This window comes from Mucilaginibacter sp. (assembly GCF_039921305.1).
Lineage (GTDB): Bacteria > Bacteroidota > Bacteroidia > Sphingobacteriales > Sphingobacteriaceae > Mucilaginibacter.
On the sequence record NZ_JBDSCA010000010.1, the window covers coordinates 15,188 to 37,211 of the forward strand.

Consider the following 22,024-nt stretch of genomic DNA (forward strand, 5'->3'; position numbering starts at 1 on the left):
GTAGGTTGTTAGCTAATTACGTTAAATTCTACTCTAAAATAATTTCCGTTCTCGTCGCTGCGGTAACTTAATTCGCCGCCCATATCCTGGGTCATTAGTTTAGCTATTGATAAGCCTAATCCTAAACGGCTTTCAAATGTTTTTGAGGCATCGTTAAGGGTGCGGAGTTTGTTGAACATGGAATCCAGTTCTTCCTGGCCAATGGCTATACCACGGTCAATAATTTCGAATACAAATTTTTGATGTTGCAGGGTGGTAATCACCTTGATCTTGTTATTGGTTTGCGAAAACTTAATAGCGTTTGACAGCAGATTTTGGAATACCTGCCCGGTAAATACTTTATCTAAACGAACATTTAAGGGTAGTTTCAGAATGTTATCCACGATCTGGATATTCTTCATCTGAGCAGTTTCGATCAAGCCGCGAACCACGTGGTTTACTTCGGTATTGATATCAAAGATTTCCAGATTATACTTGATCTCGGGCGATTCAATTTCTTTTACATCCATCAGCTTGCTCAGCATGTAGCTCATTTTATCGGCAGATTGGGCAATATAATCAACAAACTCACGCTGATCTGAGCTTAAGCGGTAATCTTCTTCCTTGATCATGTTGTTACTCATGATGATAGAACCAATGAGGTTTTTCAAATCGTGACCGGCAATATTGATGAAGCTGTTCTTCTGCTCGTCCATTTTACGCAGGCGCTCGTACTGCTCATCAATGATGTTGTTTTTTTGTGTGATATCGCGATACTGGTTCTTTAACTGATCGTTTGATTTTTCGATCAGGATTTGCGAGCGGGCATCGCGCTCCAATACTTTATAGCGCGCATTAGGGATTAAACATGATATAACCGAGATGATGATAAAGAACTGGCCACCATTGGTCACAAAAATATCCAGGCTATATTCGTTAAGTGAGCCAAAAAAGGCTCCCAACAAAATAAGCGATATGATAGCCTGTACTACCGAGTTTAAGGGCTCCCAAAATACCTGTACGTTAAAAAATAGGATAATTGCGGCGTAGGTTAAAAAATATATGTTTAACTGCGCTATATTTACAAGCGTACATAGTATGGAGCAAATTACCGATATGGCTATAAAGGCGATGTGCAGTAATATGCGGTAGTTGTAATTATTGCGCTGAAAAAGATTATATAGCATGTATATTGCCATTACAACAATAATACGGGCTATAAAAAACTGGATCCAAAGGCCGGGTAAATAAATAAAATCAAGGATACTGAATAGGGGAAAAATAAAAATGACTGTCCAAACTATATTATTGGTTAAATACCATGCCTTTTTAGTGATTTCTTTGGATAACTCGTCTTTATCAATCTGGACAAACATTAGAGATATTATTTTTAGTTATTAACTATAATAGTATTGTTGTGCTTAAAAATACAAAAATAACGATGAACTATAGAACAATTCACAGATATAATTGTACAACGCTTTTGCTGCTGCTAGTTGTTAGCCTTGCGGCGTTTTCGCAGACGCATGTTGCAAAAACCAAACCAACAGTAAAAAACAAGGCTAAACAAGCTGCGATATCGAACGTTAAAACGATGTTTAACCGGGCCGAAAGTTTGAATTATGGCATGAACCTATCGTGGTTGGAGCAAACCTGGAACAAGAACATTTTACATGATAGCAGTATAACAGATGACGATTTTGTTCTGCTTAAAAAGCTGGGGTTTAAAAGCATCAGGCTGCCAGTTGCTTTTACCCATTTTGAGAAGAACGATATACCGCTGGATAGTGTTTTGTCCCGCATTAGCGGCATATTGGCAACCTGTAAAAGGTATGGCTTTAACCTGATACTGGATTACCATTATGGCAACCTGACCAACGATAACTACCTCACAGAGACGCCCCATATTATTGAACTATGGCAAAAGGTAGCCCAGGCTTATATCGGCGAAAGCCCAACCCAGCTGTTTTTTGAAATATACAATGAGCCTACCGTAAATGATGAAATATGGAAAGACGCGGCTTATAATATTGTACAAGGCATACGCAAAATTGATAAGAAAAGAACGCTTTTGGTAGGGGCATCAAACTATAACAGTATTTACGAATTGAGCCGTTTTGTGCGGCTTGCCGATGAGAACATTATATATTCTTTCCACTTTTACGAACCTTTCTTTTTTACGCACCAGGGAGCGGCCTGGGTGGGCGATCAGGTATCAACAACCGGGGTAAGTTTTCCTTATAATGAGGAAAGATTTCCACCTTTAAACCCAAAAGCAAAAGGAACCTGGGGCGAAACTAATTATGACAAGTATAAAAACGACGGTAACGAAGGCAGTTTAATGGATAAGCTAAAGGGCTACGTAAAACCCTGGAGCGATAAATACCGTGTACCGGTTATTTGTACCGAATATGGCGCCTATAACAAAGCCGACGAGTATAGCCGCTGCCGTTACATAAAAGCGATGCGCAACACGCTTAAAATTTTAAATATCCCCGGAATGATATGGGAATATAATAGTGGTTTTTCTATTTTTGATGGCAAACCGGGTGTTGATCACCTGTCTGACTGTATGCGGGATGCGATTGGATACACTAATTTAAAACCATTATGAATAGCACATGTTGTGTTTTATGATTAACTTTGCTTATTAATATAATACGATGGATTTTTTTGTAGAGCAGCGTAGAGAAGTAATGCGTCATGTTGAGCCATATATGCTCGAGAAGATGTTTGACTTTTTAAAACCAATTGATGATATATGGCAACCTTCTGATTTTTTGCCAGACTCCACAAAGGATTCTTTTTTTGCGGATATTAAAGAATTACGCCAAAATGCAAGCGGCTTATCATACGATCTGTTAGCGGTGTTAATTGGCGATACCATTACCGAAGAGGCTTTGCCTACCTACGAATCGTGGTTGATGATGGTTGATGCCGTATCAATGGACGAAGAAGGTGGTTGGATGAAATGGACACGCCACTGGACAGGAGAAGAAAACCGCCATGGCGATCTGCTGAACAAATATCTTTACCTGAGCGGCCGTGTTGATATGCGCAAAATGGAAATATCAACCCAATACCTCATTGCCGATGGTTTTGATATTGGTACCGGTACGGATCCTTACCGTAACTTTATTTACACATCCTTCCAGGAATTGGCTACCAATGTGAGCCACCGCCGTGTTGCCAGTTTGGCTAAAAGGGATGGTGATACCTTGTTGTCAAAAATGTGCGGCGTTATTGCGGCCGATGAGGCCCGCCATGCTAAAGCATACAAACACTTTATATCCAAAATATTTGAAGTTGACGCCAACGAAGCTATGCTGGCTTTTGAGGATATGATGCGTAAAAAGATTGTAATGCCAGCTCACTTTTTACGTGAACTGGGTACCAAAATAGGCCAAACCTTTGGCCACTTTACTGATGCCGCCCAACGCCTTGGTGTTTACACCGCGGTAGATTATGTGGATATTTTAAAAGAACTGATTGTAGACTGGCAAATTGATAGCATTACCGACCTTAACGAAAGCGGTGAAAAAGCCCGTGACTACATTATGAAACTACCTGAACGCCTGCTACGCGTTGCCGAGCGGATGAAGAACCCTGGGCTTGAATATAAATTTAGCTGGATAGCGGTTTAAATGATTTATAAAAAGCCTGATGCGAAAGTATCAGGCTTTTCTGTTAGGAAACTATCCTATTTAAAACCTGCGCAAATATTTCATATCGATCAGCTCGCCGTAAGGGATGCCGGCTGGTTTATCTAAACTAAACCATGGCGAACCGCTACCTTGCAGTATCTGGATATTTTGGGCTGGCATGTAACTTTGGGCCAGCATAAATATTTTTTTATGATCGGCATTTTCGGCCATATCCACTATGATGAAGCAATGTCCCGGCGAACCGCCATGAATAAATATATCGCCTATTTTTAGATCTGTAGCTGAGTTTACCTTTTTGAGTTCTTTTTCTAAGGATAAAGTTCCGGCATAGGTAAATACCAGGTCCATGTAATTGAGAAAACTCTGGTAGCCGTTATCTTGTTTGCCGGTAAGTGTCCAACGGTTATTTTGGTACCGGTAACCGCGGGCATAAAGTTCAAACTGGCACTTAAAGCCACTAACAAAATTAAAGCTTATAGCGCTGTAGTTTTGTGTGTGATATAAATACTCTCCGCGCAGGCGCATAACAGCATCGGCGCATTGCTGCAGATCCCGTTTGCCAATGCTTATATCAACAACGGCGGCAGTATAAGCATCAGTTGCTGCAATTTTACCCTGGTAAGTTAGGGTATGAGTTCCGGCAGGTTTTAATGGGAGGTTTTGCAGGTAATCGGCAAACGTTCCTGATTCGGTTTTTACGCGCCGATAACCTTCGGGCGCTTTAAATCTGTTGAAAACATTCTCTGTCTTCGGACTAATTAACCCCAGTAACAGGAATAGCAGTATTTTCATTTGCTTTGGGTTTTAACCAATTGGGTATAACAATTATAAGCAACCGGCAGGTTATTTACTAATTGATACGTAGAAAAATGCAAATGGGTTGGGGAACGTTTTTTAAAAGCGTTAAAACCGGTGCGCCCCATTTCGGCAATTTTATCTCCTTTTTTAACCACATCGCCGGGCGAAACAAATAACTCACGGTTGTGAGCGTAATAAGTTAACAGGTTTTGTTTGGGATGATAGAGCCAGATGTAGCGGCCGCCACGCAGATCGCTTGCCTGGTTCCATTCGTTACAGCAGGCTATCACTACGCCATCGGCAACAGCCAGGATATTGACGTGCTGGTGAGTTTTATCATCAAGGCAATCCTGGTTCCGGTCGATGATAAAGATATCGTGGGCGGGGTGGGCGGCATGTTTGTTCCCATCAAAATAGCTGTAGCCTTTATCGCTGTAACCGTTGCCTTTGTAGCCGCCTATGGCCTTGTAATTGTAGCCCTGTATGGGGAAGATCCAATCGGGGTTGTCTTGTATTTGGATGCTATTGGCTTTAAGTTCGGTAATGAGTTTCTGAAATTGAACCCTCGCTTCCGTTTTTTTGATCTTCAGATCGCGAACGGCGGTATTAAACTGATCAAAACGGATGCAGATCTCTTTTAGCTTATCCTGCGCTTGTAACCCATTAGCAAGGAAAATAAAAGTGATCATATAGATAAGCTTTTTTATCATCGGGGAAGCGTTTTCATTAAGGCGGTGGTTAATTCTATGCCCAATCCATCTCCTGTTGAGGCATTGTTGGTTAACACCACAACCACCAGGCTGCGGTTTAAGTTTACGCATAGCGCGGTACGATAGCCACCGGTGCCGCCAGTGTGCTGCAGTACGGCATCGTGTTCGTTTTGGATATAGTGCCAGCCTAAACCAATCGTATATGCGGCATCTTGAAAGGTAGACTGATGGATCAATTTAAGCTCTTTAGAAAGCGGATTGCTGAACTGCGGCAACTGTAATTTGCCATAACGCAGCATATCTACAGCAGACGATTTAATAGCACCGGCTGCTTTAGTAGCTTGCTGCCTCCATGGTGCAACCGGATTGATAGCTCCATCGTAACCCTGGGCAAGGTGTTTTACATCCTCTTCGGTTAGGCGTACTTTGGTTTCGGGCAGTTGTAAGGGCTGGGTTATGTATAATTTAACCAGTTCTTCGTAAGGTTTGTGGTACACCTTTTCTAATATCACACCTAATAAACCAACGGCAAGGTTGCTATACTCGTAGCTTGAGCCCGGCGCCCTGATGGCTTTAAAGTTTTTGAGGAAGGCAAACAAATGCTTTTCATCGTAATGTTCGTAAGGCTGATTCAGATCGGTTACCGTGGCATCAATATTATCAGGCATGCGGGGCAGGCCCGAAGTGTGATTAGATAGTTGTGTAAGTGTGAGGTCTTTCAAACCGGCATTGGCAGCTACCGAATCGGGCAGGTATTTGGTGACCGGGTCGTCCAGTTTCACCAAGCCGTCAATTGTAGCTTTGGCCAGGAGTGTGGCGGTAAACGTTTTGGTTATTGAACCAATTTCATACAAAGTATGTACATCGGGCAGTTTGTGGTTGCCTTTTACCGTTTCGCCGTAGTTGTAATAATGATCGGCGCCTTTATAATACACCGCGGCGCTCAGGCCTATATTGCCCTTGGTTTGGATGTACCCGGTTAACCATTTATTCACTATGCTATCCAGTTTAGAACGGAGCGGGTTATCGCTAGCTACTTTCTCAATCTTTTTAGCATCTTCATAGTAAGGCTGTATGGCCCAGGTACTAAATTTGTCTGTTTTATCAATACCAACCAGGTATTGCAATTGCCCCATCCGGTATTTATTGACACCATTTCTGCTGTACAGAAAAACCGGCTTAGGTATCGGTAGCATTGGATAAAGCTGCTTTTCTATCACATTATGCCAGGTGGCGGAATCTAAATCGCTTTTAAAGCTTTGCGCGGCAAACCGGTACATTTGATCAGCTTGTTTGGTGTTCAGGTAATCCAGCACCTTCATGGCAACCTCGTCGGTTTTCTTTTCAACATCCGTCATGGGGGCGCTTTTGGCTTCTTCCCGGTAGGGTACAAAAGAAAGGTTTTCTATTTTGCCAAAGCTATCCAAACTGATATTGAAGGTTAGCATAATGGTACCATCAACCTTGTAATTGCTTACATTGTTATAGCTGCTGATAAAGGTGCAGTTTTTTAACGGGAGCAGGGTGATAAGCTGCTTTTCGACAATCTGTTTCCATTGTGACTGTGTTATTTGCTGTCTAAAAACTTGCCCCGTTAAGGCATAAATGCTATCGGCCTGGTGCGCATTAAACAGGCGGATAGCTTTGTGGGCTATCGCGTCTGTTTTAATTTCTTGCGGGTTGGTTTGTGCATGGGTATAAATTACGGCAAAAGTAAGAGCCACGGTGGTTAATACCCTGCTAATGCTTTTAATATACCCGTACATCAGGCCTTCTTTTTGAAGTTCTTTTTATTGCGGTTATTTCTGTTACCACCACCAGCACCACCGGGGCGTGAGGGTCTGTCGTTATAGGTGCCAACCGGGCGGAAAACCGGCGGTTCGCCTAATTCGGCGGGCAACTCCATTACCTTAATTTCTCTGCCTATCATGGTTTCAATATTGAGGTGCTTGCGCTGATCGCGTTCGTTAACAAAGGTGATAGCGGTACCTGTTGTGGCGGCGCGCGCGGTACGGCCAATGCGGTGAATATAATCTTCCGGATCGCCGGGAACATCGTAGTTGATCACCAGGTCAATACCTTCCACATCAATGCCCCGCGAAAGTACATCGGTACCTATTAATACTTGTAGTTTGCGGTTCTTGAATTGGAGGAGTATCTCTTCGCGCTCGGCTTGTTTCAGGTCGGAGTGAAAGGCTTCTACCTTAACCTTGAGTTTGCCCAGGGTTTTGTAAACTTCTTTAACCTTATCTTTTGTACCCGCGAAGATGATCACGCTGGTATAAGCGGCATCTTTTAGCAACATCTCCGTAAGGGCGGTTTTTTGGGTGTCGAAAACTTTATATATCTGCTGATCGATACCAACTGCCGGTTGTGATATGGCGATGTTAACCTGTTGCGGATCGGTGAGTATCGATGCTGCCAATTTACGGATACGACCCGGCATGGTTGCCGAGAATAACAGCGTTTGGCGTTTTTTTGGCAAAAAGCTAATGATGCGCATAATATCATCCATAAAACCCATGTCGAGCATGCGGTCGGCTTCGTCTAATATCAGGTGTTGCAGATCATCTAATTTAACAACGCCCGATGCTAAGTGAGCCAATAACCTGCCCGGTGTAGCGATCAGGATATTGGCATGGTGCACTATCGCCTTGCGTTGCTGCTCGTAAACGGCACCATCGCCGCCACCAAATACGGCTACCGATGTTACACCGGTAAAGTAGGCGAGGCCCTGTATCTGCTGATCTATTTGCTGGGCCAGTTCGCGCGTAGGCGCTAAAATGAGCGTGTTGATCTTCGGTTTGGTTTTGCGGCTGATGTGATCTAACACCGGTAATAAATATGCTGCTGTTTTGCCTGTACCGGTTTGGGCGCAGGCAATCAAATCATGCCCTTCTAATATTATTGGAATTGCCATACCCTGGATGGGTGTAGGCGTGGTGTATCCCATACTTTGGATACCTTCGAATAATGTCTCGTTAAAATTAAAATCCTGGAATGTCAATGTTGTAATTTGTAAATGTGCAAGATACGGATTTTTCATCAGATGTGAATATTTGAGGATATATGCTTAAAATTGCATGACATGGAAACAGTAACCGAAAAACAGATAGAAGAGAAAATTTACGACCTGCAAGCTGTATCGGCCAAAGCCAGACAATGGCAGGCCAATGGCGCTCAAGTGGTTTTTACCAACGGCTGTTTCGATCTGCTGCACCTGGGGCATATTACTTACCTTGCAGAAGCTGCTTCGCTGGGTAATAAGTTGGTTGTTGCCATCAACTCCGATGCTTCGGTTAAACGTTTAAAAGGCACTAACCGCCCTATTAACAACGAAATTAGCCGTGGTGTAATGCTGGCTTGTTTCTTTTTTATTGATGCCATTGTGGTTTTTGATGAAGACACCCCCCTCGAAACCATTAACAGCATTATGCCCGATATTTTAGTGAAGGGCGGCGATTACACCATCCCCCAGATTGTGGGAGCTACCGAGGTTATGGCGAATGGCGGTAAGGTTGAGGTATTGCAATTTGTACCGGGCTATTCATCAACCAATATTATCAATAGGATCAGAAACGGGGCTGAGGCGGGCTAATGATTTAGCATAGTTCCCGCTCAATCGGCGCGGGGCCTTGTTCTTTTGTCTTGATACAAAAGAACCAAAAAATCAAGTCAGCAAAAATGCTTCTTTCGCTCGTAGCCTTTCACGCACAGTGTACAGAACTCACGGGCTGATGCCTTTTCCCCAAAGTGCAACACAGGCCCGCGCTATGAAAAGTCAAAATGCCCCTCCCGCCGCACGATCTTACACGTTCTTCCCGCTTTGGCCGAAGCTCCTTTGCTGACGGGGTAGAAAAACAATCGCGGTTTTAACTATACTTTGAAAGGGTATCGCATAAGGCCAATTCTTTTCTACTCCACAACAATCCCATACTTAAACAACAATCCCGCCAACCCCTGCTGCGAAAACTTAGCCTTGCGGATCTGGTTCTGCTCCGGATCAATACTAAAATTGTAGGATGTGGTAAAATTGGCTCCTGTTAAAATCGTTCGGCCAAATTCTGCCGCTTGCAAATCGCAGTTTTGGAAGATGACTTCGCTCAGGTCGGCTTCGGTGAGGTCGGTGCTTTTCATGGAACAGTTCACAAATTTGGCCTTCTTGTTTTTCTTTTTGTGGAAGGAAGCATAGTCCAATATGCAATCTTCAAAGTTGGCGCTGAACAAAAAATCCTTACAGTTACTCAAATTTACGCCCGATAGTTTACATCCCTTAAAGGTTACATTCTTTAAGCCCGTATCCGAAAACTTAGCCAGACTGAAATTGCAGGTTTCAAAAGAGGTATCGATAAAATCCGTTGCCGAAAAATTGAGTTCCGATAGATCACAACCTTTGAATGTGCAATTTTCAAACACAGCTTCCTGGTGTGCTTTGTGTGGGAAGCTTGTTTTATCGAAAACCTGATCGGCGTAAAATAAAGCGGGCATATATGATTGTTTTATGAACGCAAATTACACAAATTGAATAGCACCGGCAGACTCTGTTTAAAACTATTGTAGCGTTTTAGATTTGGTTTTTGAGGATATACCGATCGGTGAAGATGCATGTTTGATCTGCATAGTTCCCGCTCAATTGCCGCGGGCTGTTACTTTTGGGCCCAAAAGTAACCAAAAGGCTTGTCAGCAAAAGGCTTGTCAGCAAAAATGCTTCTTTCGCTCGTAGCCTTTCACGCACAGTGTACAGAACTCACGGGCTGATGCCTTTTCCCCAAAGTGCAACACCGGCCCGCGCTATGAAAAGTCAAAATGCCCTTCCTGCCGCACTGCCCTACATGTTCTTCCCACTTTGACCGAAGCTTATTTGCTGACGGGAAAGAAAAGAATCGAAATTTAGTGTTCGGCATTCAAGCCGAAAGTCCGTCCCTATCTTAGATCAGGACGGACTCGCATTTATATATATATATGTTGAGGTGGTTATTGCCTTCTTTAAAGATCAACGCGGTTATCGTTGTGGTAGTTCATTCTGCTTTCCCAGCGGTCGTGTCCCCAGTGGTTTTTGCCAGCTAACATTCGAATACCGATCACGATGAGGATTAAGGGCCAGAAGTAGTAGATAGACATGCTAACCACGTGGCCAAGTAAAAATATACCACCGATGGCGATCATTACATACGAGCCGGTGTTCCTCCAGTTGTGTTTGATGCCGCTCAATATGCCTATCACGATCAATATCATTGGCCAGCTAAACAACCAACTTGGGAAAAAGAAAAAATCTAACTGGCGAAGTAAATAGATACCGCCTAATAAAACCAAAAATAATCCGGCGAAGGCCCTGTTATTTTGTCGTTTGCTGCTGATGTTGCTATCGTTGTACATGGTGTTTGTTGTTTGATTATGATGTAAAAGTACAGCGATATTGCACGCGCATCCAGTGCTATTAGGCGGGGTAATGAAAGTACTCGGTAAAGGCAGGAGAATTGTCGGTGAAAAGATGAAGAGCTTTTTTAACCGGAAGATATCTAACCCACTCATCGGTATTTATCGGTATTTTTCAAATCCACATCTTCCCTGTCTGCCGACAGGCAGGCATCTTCCCTATTACATCTTCCATCCCCTATGCCGCCTGCCCAACATCAATCCCTCTCTTACTCATCGCCCTCAAAGCCCTAAACTGCCTGTAAACATCTGCCAATTCAAATCCCCGCATCTCACAACCACATTCAGCCAGTTCGTTCTGCAACCACGATGCCAACTCCAGGCGGATATCCACCCCGCTAAAACTAATCCCATTCACCACAGCTGGCTTAACCTGCTCATAAGTGCTTAACTTATTCAGCATTTCGGCAGGCGAATCCTGCATGTCAAAAACAAAAACTTCAGCCATTGGCCCGTAAGGTATAGGGCCTTCGTACAAAGTATTTCCCTGTTCATCACAAAAGGCAATAGCTTCCTCAAACGGCAATTCCGGCTCATCAACAGTAAGGTCCTCAAAACGGTCATCGGCACAAATCGATTTCCTGTCAACGTAAACATACTCCGTTTTCGGCTCTTTTACTTCTGGCAGGTAAAGCTGCAACAGCTTGGCAATCTTCTCAATCGCTGCAAGCTTATTATGCATCTTATAAACAACAGAACCATCCGCGTTCACCTTCACATACCACAAAGCACTTTTTTCGTCCTCACTCAAAGCATACATCGGCTTGGCGCAACCATCAGCGTCAAAATAACTACCCATATTACCCAAAGCAATTTTGGTTAGCTCATCCAAAAGCAACTCCCGGTTGTGCTGCGCCTTTTCACCCGAAGTTTGTATCCGCTGCTCCAAAAACTGTTTAATTTTCGGCAATCGCATCAGCGATCCATTCAAAGCAGTAGTACTGCTATAACCGGCCCGTAAAGCTGCAGCCGTGGCATTCATATCTACCAAATATTCATCACAAAATAACTGCTGTTTCGCAGTCAAAAAATCTACCTGGTTAGTGTTCATAATATATAATTGAGATTAAAATTTAAAAAAGGAAGGGCCAGAAACAACCAAAATGAATTACCATATGCACAACGCAAGCATTACCGTATTCTCCAAGTTTTTTCAGTTTTAAATCATGTCAGCAGGCAGCTTCGGCCAAAAGTGGAGAGAACGTGTAAGCCTGTGCGGCAGGGAAGGGCTTCCTGTTTGTGCATAGCGCGGGCCTGTGAAGCCTAAGCCGCACAAGCATTCAGCCCGTGTAGTTCTCTTCGCTTGTGCGTGAAACGCATGTGCGAAAAGAAGCCTCTTGCTGATAGCCTTTTTGGGTTACTTTTTGTGGCGACAAAAAGTGACATAGCCACTGCGGCATTGAGCAGACGATGATTTAAACTAACAACTGCTTATTCTCCTAACGGAAAATCCGCAATGCAAAATTACCAACAAGTATTAACCAAACCGGTATCACACTTTTGATAGTAACTACAAAAATACCGAGAGTATTCTGCTAAACCAGTTCCCCAATATCGGCACTATCTGTTCAAATCAATTACAAAAATAAACAACCAATCCCATCAAACCGGTGCACGTGTTTCTGCACTATTAAAATTCCATGCACTAAAATCATTTCCTAACCATTATGTCATTTCGACGATAGGAGAAATCTTCTGCTCTTGCTTGGTATAACGTAGGCAATTCTATAGTATACTCTCGTTAGTCCGGATTTACAATCCCGGACTGAACTACACGGGGATTTGTAATCCCCCGAAACCACACCACAAAAAAGCCCGTCCAAACAGAACGGGGGCTTCAATAGTCTAATTGCTGCGCTAGTCCGAAACCTCAAACATTGCATATAGGTTTGGTGTTCCGTATAGCTCCATTTTTAATTTGGGAAAATAATAGCCCATGCCTCTATTGGCCGTCCAGTCCGTGTACACCTTTATAATGTTATGTGCATATTTTACTTTTTCAGCAATACGCTCAAGTTGTTTATATCGGCTAGTATTATATCGACGATCAAAGTTTTCTTTATGAGTAAAAGTGATCGTGTTTAAACACATCATAATATTAATATGGTCTGTGTCTGAAATTTTGTTCAGCTGTTTTGTTTGAAGAAAATGAATAGCTCTATCAACCCTATTATTGAAGTTATCCTGTGTGATTTTTTTACGTAAGTCAACATCTACTTTGCCTTTTTGAGCGAATGTATTACTACATATGAATAAGAAAGCCGCAATCGCAAATGTAATTGTACTAAGATTTATTCTTCCCACCATAATTTGATAAGTATTGACAAGCTTAAACTACATAATAATTACCATATTGTTAACACCACAAAAAAAGCCCCGTCCAAACGAACGAGGCCTTCAATAATATAAGGAATCAGCTAATTACTTACCTAATTTCTTTTTTAAATTTTCGTCAATAGCTTCTAAAAACTCTTCGGTGTACAGGTAATCAGTACCGTGTTCAACCTTAGGTTTAATGGTGATGGCCAAATCTTTGGTCATTTTACCACTTTCAACAGTTTCTATACAAACTTGTTCCAAAGCTTTACAGAAGTCGATCAGCTCCTGGTTGCCATCTAAAATACCGCGGAACTCTAAACCACGTGTCCACGCGAAGATTGAGGCGATAGGGTTGGTAGATGTTGGGCGACCGGCCTGGTGCTCGCGGTAATGGCGGGTCACAGTTCCGTGTGCAGCTTCAGCTTCCATAACGGTACCATCTGGTGTAACCAATGTAGACGTCATTAAACCCAATGAACCAAACCCTTGAGCTACAGTGTCGCTTTGAACATCACCATCGTAGTTTTTACAAGCCCAAACAAAGTTACCGTTCCATTTTAGGGCAGATGCAACCATGTCGTCAATTAAGCGGTGCTCGTAAGTGATACCGGCTGCTTTAAACTTGGCTATGTAATCAGCTTGATAGATCTCTTCAAAAATATCTTTGAAACGACCATCATATTTTTTCAGGATGGTATTTTTGGTAGATAAGTATAAAGGCCAGCCCTTCATTAAAGCCTGGTTAAAGCAAGCGTGAGCAAAACCACGGATAGATTCGTCGGTATTGTACATCGCCAAAGCAACGCCATCGCTCTTAAAGTTAAATACTTCGAATGATTGCTCAGCGCTGCCATCTTCTGGTGTAAATTTGATAGTCAGTTTACCTTTTCCTTTGGTAACGAAATCTGTAGCACGGTATTGATCACCAAAAGCATGACGGCCTATACAGATAGGAGCGGTCCAGTTTGGCACCAAACGCGGTACATTGTTCATCAAAATTGGCTCACGGAAAACCGTACCATCTAAAATATTACGGATGGTTCCGTTTGGTGATTTCCACATTTGTTTCAAACCAAACTCCTTAACACGCTCTTCATCAGGCGTAATGGTAGCGCATTTAATACCTACACCATATTGTTTAATGGCATTGGCCGAATCAATAGTTACCTGGTCGTTAGTTTCATCGCGGTATTCAATACCCAGATCGTAGTATTTGATATCCAGATCCAAATACGGGATGATCAGTTTGTCTTTGATAAATTTCCAGATGATACGCGTCATTTCGTCGCCATCAAGCTCCACTACCGGGTTAGCTACTTTAATTTTTGACATATACAGGCTTGTTTTCTATTGCTTAAATTTTGAACGCCAAACTTACATAAAAATAATTTTGCCTCGCAACACTATCTAAACTGTAATTGTATTTTTTATATGGTTTTAGTCAACAATTGGCAAGCTTTTTACGTTGTATACATATATTAAACTATAAACCGATGAGTATAGATAAATTTAAACCAGGCATCGACGACGAGAACCTGGAAAATGACGAAAATACGAAAAACGAAACCAGCAGCCAGGATGAGCCGCAAAACCTGAGCTACAACGGCGATTTGGATAGCTTTGAACTGGACGTAAAAAGCGACGACCCTGAATATGATCATCCGGATCCATATAACACCGGCGTAAAGGATGGCGGCGACGCGATCTCGACCTACGATGAATCAAACCCTATGGCTACAGATGAATACATCCCCAACGAAAGTTTAGAAAAGGATGTTGATAATTTGGGCATGCATATAGATACTACCGGCGAAAGCATCGCCGTTGATGATGTAGACAGGGTACTATCGCACACCCCGGAAGATGACCGGGACGATCTGGACGAAGAAGGTTACCCCAAGAATGATACCCCGATGAAGTAGATAAATAAATAATATCGAGTAATGAACATCGAGTTACTTCAAAATTCGGCGTTCTTTATTCGGTGTTCGATATTCAAAGAGGGCTTATTCTATCTCCAAATTAAATCTGCGCTTCAACTCAGCCAGTTCTGGGTTTTTGGTTGCCATGTGCGCGTATTTATCCTGTGCCGAATACAGGCGCTTGGTAGCCTGTATCTCATCAACCCGGGTTTGTATATCCAGGTCAAAGTTTTTGAGTGAGGTACGTAAAAAGTTCAATATAAAAGGCTTCTCATCCCTAAAGGCCATCTCTTGTACCTTGGTGCCAGCAATTACCTCAAAAATATAAGGTTTAAGCATCACCGGCGCGTTGGTAGTAAATATACTGAGCAGGTTTTTTTTACCTTGTTCTTTAATTTTGGCGGCATATAGGTGCCAGTATTTCAAAAAATCGTCGGTAGTAAAGGGTTCTTTATCCGTACCTTTTAAATAAGGGTCTTCTTCCTCATCGGCATCCGTACCTACGCTTCCAATTGGAGCTTTAAGCGATGGTGTTGATAGCGAGCGTACAGGCATCGCAATTGCCGGCCGCTCAGCAGTAGGCTGTTCTACCTTATCAGCCTGAACAACAGGTTTAGCAGTAAGCGATGGCGTTGAGGGCGTTTGCGATAACGAAGGCGTTAAACCTGGCGTTGCCTGTAACGATGGTGTTTGCGAAACCGGTGCCACAACAGGCTTTGGCTGTTCAATCGGAACGGCTTGCTGGGTAGGCGCGGATGGTTCAGGTGCTGCTAATTCAGGTTTTTTTTTTACCTGCCCTTCGGGCTGGTTTGTATTAATGGTTGAGTTAGCAAGGTTAAGCGCGGCCATAATATGGCACATTTTGAGTAGCGCGAGTTCCACTTGCAAGCGCTGGTTTTTACTCAGCTTGTAATTCAGATCGCAAATATTAGCGATGTTCATGGCCGATAGCAGGAACGATACCGTTGATCCCTGCGATTGGCTGATGTACTTTTTACGGATACCCTCGCTAACTTCTAAAAGTTTAAGCGTTTCGGTATCCTTACCAACCAGCAGGTTACGGAAGTGTTCGGTTAAACCGGAGATAAAATGGCTGCCATCAAAACCCTTGGCTAATATTTCATCAAATAGGAGGAGTGTTTTGGCGGTATCCTGCTCAAGCAAACTTTGGGTTACGTTAAAGTAATAATCGTAGTCCAGTATGTTCAGGTTATCAATTACGGAGCGGTAGGTAACGTTGCTGCCCGAAAAGTTAACGATCTGATCAAACATCGACAAGGCATCGCGTAAACCACCATCCGCCTTTTGGGCAATGATGTGCAAACCGTCGGTTTCGTATTTGATGTTTTCCTTATTGGCGATAGATTCCAGGTGCCCGGCCATATCCTCCACACGGATGCGGTTAAAATCGAAGATCTGACACCTTGATAGTATAGTAGGCAGTATCTTATGTTTCTCGGTAGTCGCTAGTATAAATATAGCGTAGGATGGCGGTTCTTCCAGCGTTTTCAAAAAGGCGTTAAAAGCCGCCTGCGATAACATGTGAACCTCATCTATAATATAGATCTTGTATTTGCCGGCTTGTGGTGGTATGCGAACCTGCTCTATCAAACTGCGGATATCCTCGACAGAGTTATTGGATGCCGCATCCAACTCATGAAAATTAAAAGAGTTACCACGCTGAAAAGCAACGCAACTTTCGCACTCGCCGCAAGCTTCGGCATTAGCCTGTAAATTGGTACAGTTTATAGTTTTGGCCAGGATGCGTGCGCAGGTTGTTTTACCCACACCACGCGGCCCGCAGAATAAAAATGCCTGCGCCAGTTGATTATTGCGGATGGCGTTTTTTAACGTGTTTGTTATATGTTGCTGGCCCACAACGGTATCAAAGGTAACCGGGCGGTATTTTCGGGCCGAAACAATAAAATTATCCATCGCAACTAAATTATAAATATTGCGGGGTATGTGCAAGTGCTGTTAATAATTGGATTTTGATCGATTTTGAGAAGAAATTGTAAAAGCCCACGTAAGCCTGTAAATCTTACTTAAATAAGTAATGTTCCAAAATTTAACTAAGGCGATGGTATTTTTCATTTTTAATTCGTCACAGGTAATTTGTTTAAGTAATAGTAGATGTTTAAACCTGTAAAATACGTATTACTACGGATATGAAAATTGATTTTCTCCACCTATATTTGACATGAACAAAGAGTAACCAGTTAAAATTAATTAAGGGGAAAATCAATTAATAACCTGTCTTTGTTTATTAGGTGTGTTTAAAAGTGGTAGGGCTCTTAACCCTATCACTTTTTTTGCTATATGGGCTTATATGGCCTAAAATGGTTTTCTATCCTGTTTTATTTGTCAGGTAAAACCATTATTACCCATATTGAGCCACGCTCTGTTTAAACATTGTTTTAACAAAACAGGTAACTTTACTTTCATGGTTGGCCAGCCATTCACTTAAAAAATTTGAGTAATGGCAACTGTAGATTTTTACATTTGGAAACGTCCATCAAAGGATGGCAAGTTTCCTATTTCGGTACGTATTACGATTAACCGAAAACCATCTTACATCATGACGGGGCAAAAACTTGAAAGCCTTGATCAATGGGATGCGAAAAAACAAAGGGTAAAAGAAAAAACTCACCCCAACGCAACCCGTTTGAATAACTTTCTACGCACCGAATTGGCCAAAGCCAATGATAAAGCGTTGGAAATGGAAACCAAAGGACAAGTCAGCGCAAAGGCCGTAAAGGCCGCTGTTCGGCCTGTGGAAGAAAAACCAATTTATTTTGTCGACATCGCTAATCAATATTTGGAAGAGCAATTTGCGCTCGGTAATTATGATGTCCATAAAACGGATAGAGCGCGGCTAATAAGGTTTTATCAATTCACTAAGGACGGCAAAGTTCCCTTCATCGATATTACGGTGGAATTTTTGCGGGCATATATTATCTTTTTGCGCCGGGAAAAACGTTTTAAAGGGAGTGAGAACGGTAAGGTTAAGCCGTTGAGTGAACGCACCATTATGAATCACTTGTTAATCATTCGCACAATATACAACCGGGCGATCACGGCAAAAGTGACAACCAAAAATAACTATCCCTTCGGAAGTGATGGGATAGTTATAAAATTCGGTAAATCATCAAAAATTGGTTTAGACGTAAATGAAATAATAGCATTGGAGCAAATCGATTTATCCAAATTGCTGCCAATTTACAATGATGCTCGAAACGCATGGTTAATTGAATACTACTTTGCAGGGATGAGGGTTACTGATTGCCTATTGTTGAAATGGACAGACTTTCAAAATGAAAGGCTTTATTACCAGATGTCAAAGAATGGAGAACATGGTTCGCTTAAAACCCCGGCAAAAGCCCTATTAATCCTGCAACAATACCGGGGTGGGGGAAATGATCTTACTGATAATAAGCATGGTCTTGTATTTCCATTTCTGAAACATTTAGAGAACCTTAATGATCGGTTAGAATTGCGCCGACAAATAAGCTTTGTTGTTACCCGGCTCGATAGAACTATGGGCAAGATTATGAAGATGATAAATAGTACAAAAAATGCATCACAGCATAAAGCAAGGCATTCTTTTGCGCAACGAGCAGAAGAAAAAGAGATACACCCGAAAGTATTACAAAAAATGTATCGGCATGAATCCATCGAAACAACAATGAAATATCAATCTAATTTCTCATTTGAAAAAATGGATAATGCCATAGATGCCGTTGTAGGCTTCTGATGCAATGTTATTGAAGACTTATAAATCAACTAATTGTGCTGATTTATAAGTCTTACGATATTTTCCCTAAAAACAAAAACGTGCCGAAGGACGTAAGCCACAAAAACGGGTTGGGGAAATGGAAATTGATTTTGATTAAGTAGAATTTTTTAATTAGCGTTATTATTATTAAGACAAGGTTTATAATAATTTTACGCGATGAATATTTATGAAATATTATTATATTGCATGTAATAATAAACTAAAGAAACAATGACATTAGACGATAAATTCAATACAATTTCCACAATAATATTAACAAATTATCAAGGGCGGTCAAGTCAAGGAACTGGTTTCTTTTTTCATGAACAAGAAAAAAAAGACCCCTCGGTACAGGGTGGACAGTGGGTGGCTCTAACGAAATTATGGCTGATTACTAACAGACATGTATTACTTTCTAAAGATAAAGATGGCACAGAACAAGTACCAGACAGTTTTATATTCCATTTGAGAAAAATCAATGGAAGTAGAATCGAATGGTTTCCAATAGTTTTAACCAGTGAAGAAATAAGAAAAAGAGCAAAAGTCCATTCAAATTCAATCGTTGATATAGGGGCAATTGAGATATTGGACTTAATGACCGAATTAATAAAAGACTCTAATAACAACCTTATTCAATGGAGTTCTGTAACTGAAGAAAATCTTCCCGGAAAAAATAAAATTGAAGTTGAAGTATCAGACGAAGCTATTACGATTGGCTATCCAAAAGGATTTTATGATCAGCTTAATCTTTTTCCAATCGTAAAATCTGGGATTATCGCTTCAAGATGGAATGCGCATTTCAATGGCAATCCTTATTTTCTTATTGACGTTAAGCTATTTCCCGGCTAATCTGGGAGTTTAGTCATTACACGCCCTGTAAATCAAGTATTTCACGGTGGCCAGGCGTTTACATCAAAAGATAAGCAGTTCGCGTTTTTAGGTGTGTATTCAGGGGAACCATTTAGACAAAATGCGCCTATTGAATTTGAAGACATGACCATTATTAGGAAAGACGGTTTTAATATTGGTATTGTTTGGTATTCTTATTTGGTAATTGAAATTATCAATGCCGGCATAAATGTGTAGTAGTTAGAATAAATAATTACAGCATTAAATTACACCCTCAATTATTTTTAACCGCTCATTTGCCTGTAATTCGTAGTATTTAGGAATGAAACGATGATAAAGGCTACATTGCGGATCTTTACCATCAACACGATAAACCGGACATCCGCTGGTACAAACCGAACGATAGCGGCATTTTTTGCAATCATCTGATTTTGCATCTTCATGGTGTTCGCCGGATGCGATCATATCCACCAAGTCTAAATCTTCATTAAATATCGTTGGTGCCGATGAATTACCATCACCGAACTGCACATGGCAGTATTTAAATGTACCATCAACATAGATCGCCCCACCGGAAAACCCCGATGCACAAGTTTGGAAACCTAACTCATTCGGTTTAAGGTCGCAAAACTGGTAGAGTTTGGAAAACGCCCATCCGTTTGCTATCGCATCCGCCATGATGGTATAGGATGCAGATAGATATTCATCCAGTAGTGCCGCATCAATATGTGCGCCTTTCACAATAGAATAACGAAAAGGAACATCTAATGCGATCAGGTAGCGGGTCAATTCAGGCAAACCAACTAAATTTAAATTAGTTACAACGGTATTGACGGACACTGCAATCCCTGCCGTTATTAATTTCCGCAAATTGGTATCAACAATACCGAATGAGCCACAACCGGAACGAAAACTTCGCGTTGCATCATGGATGCTATCAATACCATCCAGCGATACGCCATAACTTATATTGTATTTATTTGAAAACGCAATTATCTCGTCATTCAATAAGGTAAGATTGGTTACAAAACCAACATCGAATTTGCACCCGGCATTTGCCAATGCCTGTTTTGCTTCCGGGATAAATTGCTTCCATACATTGAATTGCCCCATCGGCTCCCCGCCAGCCAGTCGCAACTTAATATGCCGGATGCCTTTTGCATTTACGGCTTCCAATAATTTATAAAGCAATTGTTGCCTTACTGCATCTGTCATTCCCTTACCAGTATTGAGCGTAGAGATATAACAATAACTGCAACCAAGGTTACAGGCATTGGTCGCATGAATCCAAAAATTAAGGGCTTTGGGTGTGGATGGTTTTACAGGAACGGTAAATCCATTAAAGCTAATGATTTGCGTTTTGCTCAACAAAGCCAAAAACTGTTCCAGTGTATCGCACGGGATATCAAGCGTTGTCGCCAATCTTTCAACAGTATCCCGCCCGTTGACCGCCTGCACAATTTGATACTGGCGGCGGTTCAACAAGCGGAATGAATTAGGATAGGAACAATTCACGGCGTAAGCATAGCCGTCATTAATTGAATTAAGTAGTAATTCAGGCGATCTTTGCGGTATCAAATTCTTCATCTTCTCCATCGGACGTATAGTTTGAGCAATCAAAATCAGGGCCGGATAAACGTCCTGTTCTTGTTTCTGTTCCGTTTGATAGATTTCCTAAAATGGTGGCATCATCAAATAGGATGTCATTTTCTGTCGTGTTCATAATTTATAGAATTTATGGTTATCAATTAAGTTGTTTATTCAATCTGTTCATCAGCGTATAAACTGTGCTTGGATGCCATCTTCCGCCCGTGCGGAAAGTCGGTACACCTTTTTTGTTCAATGCTTCTGAAACGGCACGGGTCGAAACAATGCCCCGGTTTTTCAGCCGCCGTAATACTGGGGATAGCTTATTGGCAAAATCTTCCGCCGCCTGTTTATTTGCGGCTGATAATGCTTTGCCGTTTTTGCCAAGCTCAACCCCACGCTTCTTTGCTGCACCAAGGGCCTCTCTGGTCGTTTCGCTGATCCTTTGCCGCTGTTCTTCCGCAACTGCCGCCAGAATATGGATGGTGAAACGGTTCGCATGGGGATTATCGGTTACGATAATATCCACATCCGATTTTACGATCCCTGCGATCTCTTCCACGTCCCGGCCTAAACGGTCAAGCCGCGCCACGATCAATGCCGCTCTATGTAGCCTGCACAGGTCAAGTGCTTGATATAAACCTGTGCGATGCTTGCGGGTGGATTGAACTTCTATCACATGCGTAAGCAATGTGTAGTCCTGCCCATTGCAATATTGTTCAACCGTATTTTGTTGTGCTTCAAGTCCTAAACCGCTTTTCCCCTGTTTACTGGTCGATACGCGATAATATGCGATTGCCTGCTTCATTGACGGCTCCTTGTTGTGTTCATGAGTAAACCATCGTTTATATTTGAGCAGATATTTATTAAAAATCGCTTACCTGAAAATAGAAGCGACTGAAATACAATAATTTGATTTTGAGGAATTTTAAAAAAGCGGCTTTTTTCGTTTGAGGGTAAACGATGGTTTACTTACGTACAAAT

20 protein-coding genes are annotated in these 22,024 nt (G+C 41.9%); 6 read left to right on the plus strand and 14 right to left on the minus strand.

Annotated elements, in window-relative coordinates:
- Positions 1 to 8 precede the first annotated feature (8 nt).
- Complete coding sequence (locus ABIN91_RS01440) at positions 9 to 1,355, minus strand: HAMP domain-containing sensor histidine kinase (protein WP_348047679.1); 1,347 nt, start codon at positions 1,353 to 1,355, stop codon at positions 9 to 11.
- A gap of 65 nt (positions 1,356 to 1,420) precedes the next feature.
- Here ABIN91_RS01440 and ABIN91_RS01445 point away from each other — a divergent pair, with 65 nt between their 5' ends.
- On the plus strand, positions 1,421 to 2,593 hold the full coding sequence (locus ABIN91_RS01445; protein ID WP_348047681.1) for a cellulase family glycosylhydrolase: 1,173 nt from the start codon (positions 1,421 to 1,423) through the stop codon (positions 2,591 to 2,593).
- Positions 2,594 to 2,642: 49 nt separating this feature from the next.
- Positions 2,643 to 3,623 carry an acyl-ACP desaturase gene (locus ABIN91_RS01450; protein WP_348047683.1) on the plus strand — a complete coding sequence of 327 codons (981 nt, stop codon included), beginning with the start codon at positions 2,643 to 2,645 and terminating at the stop codon, positions 3,621 to 3,623.
- A gap of 60 nt (positions 3,624 to 3,683) precedes the next feature.
- Here ABIN91_RS01450 and ABIN91_RS01455 read toward each other — a convergent pair whose 3' ends face one another.
- Genes ABIN91_RS01455 through ABIN91_RS01470 form a run of 4 tightly spaced genes read right to left on the minus strand, consistent with a single transcriptional unit; the run spans position 3,684 to position 8,159 of the window.
- The gene (locus ABIN91_RS01455) at positions 3,684 to 4,436 is read right to left on the minus strand and encodes a DUF4846 domain-containing protein (RefSeq protein WP_348047685.1); all 753 of its coding nucleotides are present in this window, start codon (positions 4,434 to 4,436) and stop codon (positions 3,684 to 3,686) included.
- Positions 4,433 to 5,131 (minus strand): M23 family metallopeptidase, encoded by a 699-nt coding sequence (locus ABIN91_RS01460; RefSeq protein WP_348047687.1) that lies wholly within the window; start codon positions 5,129 to 5,131, stop codon positions 4,433 to 4,435. Before ABIN91_RS01460 ends, ABIN91_RS01455 begins: the two co-directional genes overlap by 4 nt.
- Before the next feature lie 17 nt (positions 5,132 to 5,148).
- Entirely contained in the window at positions 5,149 to 6,918 is a 1,770-nt protein-coding gene (locus ABIN91_RS01465; protein ID WP_348047689.1) for a serine hydrolase domain-containing protein, read from the minus strand.
- Positions 6,918 to 8,159 carry a DEAD/DEAH box helicase gene (locus ABIN91_RS01470; protein ID WP_348047787.1) on the minus strand — a complete coding sequence of 414 codons (1,242 nt, stop codon included), beginning with the start codon at positions 8,157 to 8,159 and terminating at the stop codon, positions 6,918 to 6,920. Before ABIN91_RS01470 ends, ABIN91_RS01465 begins: the two co-directional genes overlap by 1 nt.
- An 81-nt stretch (positions 8,160 to 8,240) precedes the next feature.
- On the opposite strand from ABIN91_RS01470, the gene rfaE2 reads away from it, so the two are divergent.
- Positions 8,241 to 8,750, plus strand: a complete 510-nt coding sequence (rfaE2, locus tag ABIN91_RS01475) for a D-glycero-beta-D-manno-heptose 1-phosphate adenylyltransferase (RefSeq protein ID WP_348047691.1) — start codon at positions 8,241 to 8,243, stop codon at positions 8,748 to 8,750.
- 317 nt (positions 8,751 to 9,067) lie between these two features.
- Here rfaE2 and ABIN91_RS01480 read toward each other — a convergent pair whose 3' ends face one another.
- From ABIN91_RS01480 to ABIN91_RS01500, 5 genes are all read right to left on the minus strand, one after another.
- Positions 9,068 to 9,640, minus strand: a complete 573-nt coding sequence (locus tag ABIN91_RS01480) for a pentapeptide repeat-containing protein (protein WP_348047693.1) — start codon at positions 9,638 to 9,640, stop codon at positions 9,068 to 9,070.
- A gap of 498 nt (positions 9,641 to 10,138) precedes the next feature.
- Positions 10,139 to 10,528 carry a DUF5668 domain-containing protein gene (locus ABIN91_RS01485; protein ID WP_348047695.1) on the minus strand — a complete coding sequence of 130 codons (390 nt, stop codon included), beginning with the start codon at positions 10,526 to 10,528 and terminating at the stop codon, positions 10,139 to 10,141.
- 238 nt (positions 10,529 to 10,766) lie between these two features.
- The gene (locus ABIN91_RS01490) at positions 10,767 to 11,639 is read right to left on the minus strand and encodes a terminase small subunit (protein ID WP_348047697.1); all 873 of its coding nucleotides are present in this window, start codon (positions 11,637 to 11,639) and stop codon (positions 10,767 to 10,769) included.
- Positions 11,640 to 12,445: 806 nt separating this feature from the next.
- Positions 12,446 to 12,895 carry a hypothetical protein gene (locus ABIN91_RS01495; protein ID WP_348047699.1) on the minus strand — a complete coding sequence of 150 codons (450 nt, stop codon included), beginning with the start codon at positions 12,893 to 12,895 and terminating at the stop codon, positions 12,446 to 12,448.
- Positions 12,896 to 13,009: 114 nt separating this feature from the next.
- The gene (locus ABIN91_RS01500; protein ID WP_348047701.1) at positions 13,010 to 14,239 is read right to left on the minus strand and encodes an NADP-dependent isocitrate dehydrogenase; all 1,230 of its coding nucleotides are present in this window, start codon (positions 14,237 to 14,239) and stop codon (positions 13,010 to 13,012) included.
- Between the two features lie 161 nt (positions 14,240 to 14,400).
- Between ABIN91_RS01500 and ABIN91_RS01505 the strand changes: the two genes are divergently transcribed.
- A complete protein-coding gene (locus ABIN91_RS01505) occupies positions 14,401 to 14,829 on the plus strand; it encodes a hypothetical protein (protein WP_348047703.1) in 429 nt (142 codons plus the stop codon).
- Between the two features lie 84 nt (positions 14,830 to 14,913).
- On the opposite strand, the gene ABIN91_RS01510 is transcribed toward ABIN91_RS01505, so the two are convergent.
- Positions 14,914 to 16,764 (minus strand): DNA polymerase III subunit gamma/tau, encoded by a 1,851-nt coding sequence (locus ABIN91_RS01510; RefSeq protein ID WP_348047705.1) that lies wholly within the window; start codon positions 16,762 to 16,764, stop codon positions 14,914 to 14,916.
- A gap of 544 nt (positions 16,765 to 17,308) precedes the next feature.
- On the opposite strand from ABIN91_RS01510, the gene ABIN91_RS01515 reads away from it, so the two are divergent.
- Positions 17,309 to 18,583 carry a site-specific integrase gene (locus ABIN91_RS01515; protein ID WP_348047707.1) on the plus strand — a complete coding sequence of 425 codons (1,275 nt, stop codon included), beginning with the start codon at positions 17,309 to 17,311 and terminating at the stop codon, positions 18,581 to 18,583.
- A 252-nt stretch (positions 18,584 to 18,835) separates the two neighbouring features.
- Positions 18,836 to 19,453 carry a hypothetical protein gene (locus tag ABIN91_RS01520; RefSeq protein ID WP_348047709.1) on the plus strand — a complete coding sequence of 206 codons (618 nt, stop codon included), beginning with the start codon at positions 18,836 to 18,838 and terminating at the stop codon, positions 19,451 to 19,453.
- 261 nt (positions 19,454 to 19,714) lie between these two features.
- Here ABIN91_RS01520 and ABIN91_RS01525 read toward each other — a convergent pair whose 3' ends face one another.
- From ABIN91_RS01525 to ABIN91_RS01535, 3 genes are read right to left on the minus strand one after another with little or no spacing between them, the layout of a single operon-like run.
- Entirely contained in the window at positions 19,715 to 21,040 is a 1,326-nt protein-coding gene (locus tag ABIN91_RS01525) for a radical SAM protein (protein ID WP_348047711.1), read from the minus strand.
- Entirely contained in the window at positions 21,009 to 21,176 is a 168-nt protein-coding gene (locus ABIN91_RS01530) for a hypothetical protein (protein WP_348047713.1), read from the minus strand. Before ABIN91_RS01530 ends, ABIN91_RS01525 begins: the two co-directional genes overlap by 32 nt.
- 21 nt (positions 21,177 to 21,197) lie before the next feature.
- Positions 21,198 to 21,848 carry a recombinase family protein gene (locus ABIN91_RS01535; RefSeq protein WP_348047715.1) on the minus strand — a complete coding sequence of 217 codons (651 nt, stop codon included), beginning with the start codon at positions 21,846 to 21,848 and terminating at the stop codon, positions 21,198 to 21,200.
- Positions 21,849 to 22,024 lie beyond the last annotated feature (176 nt).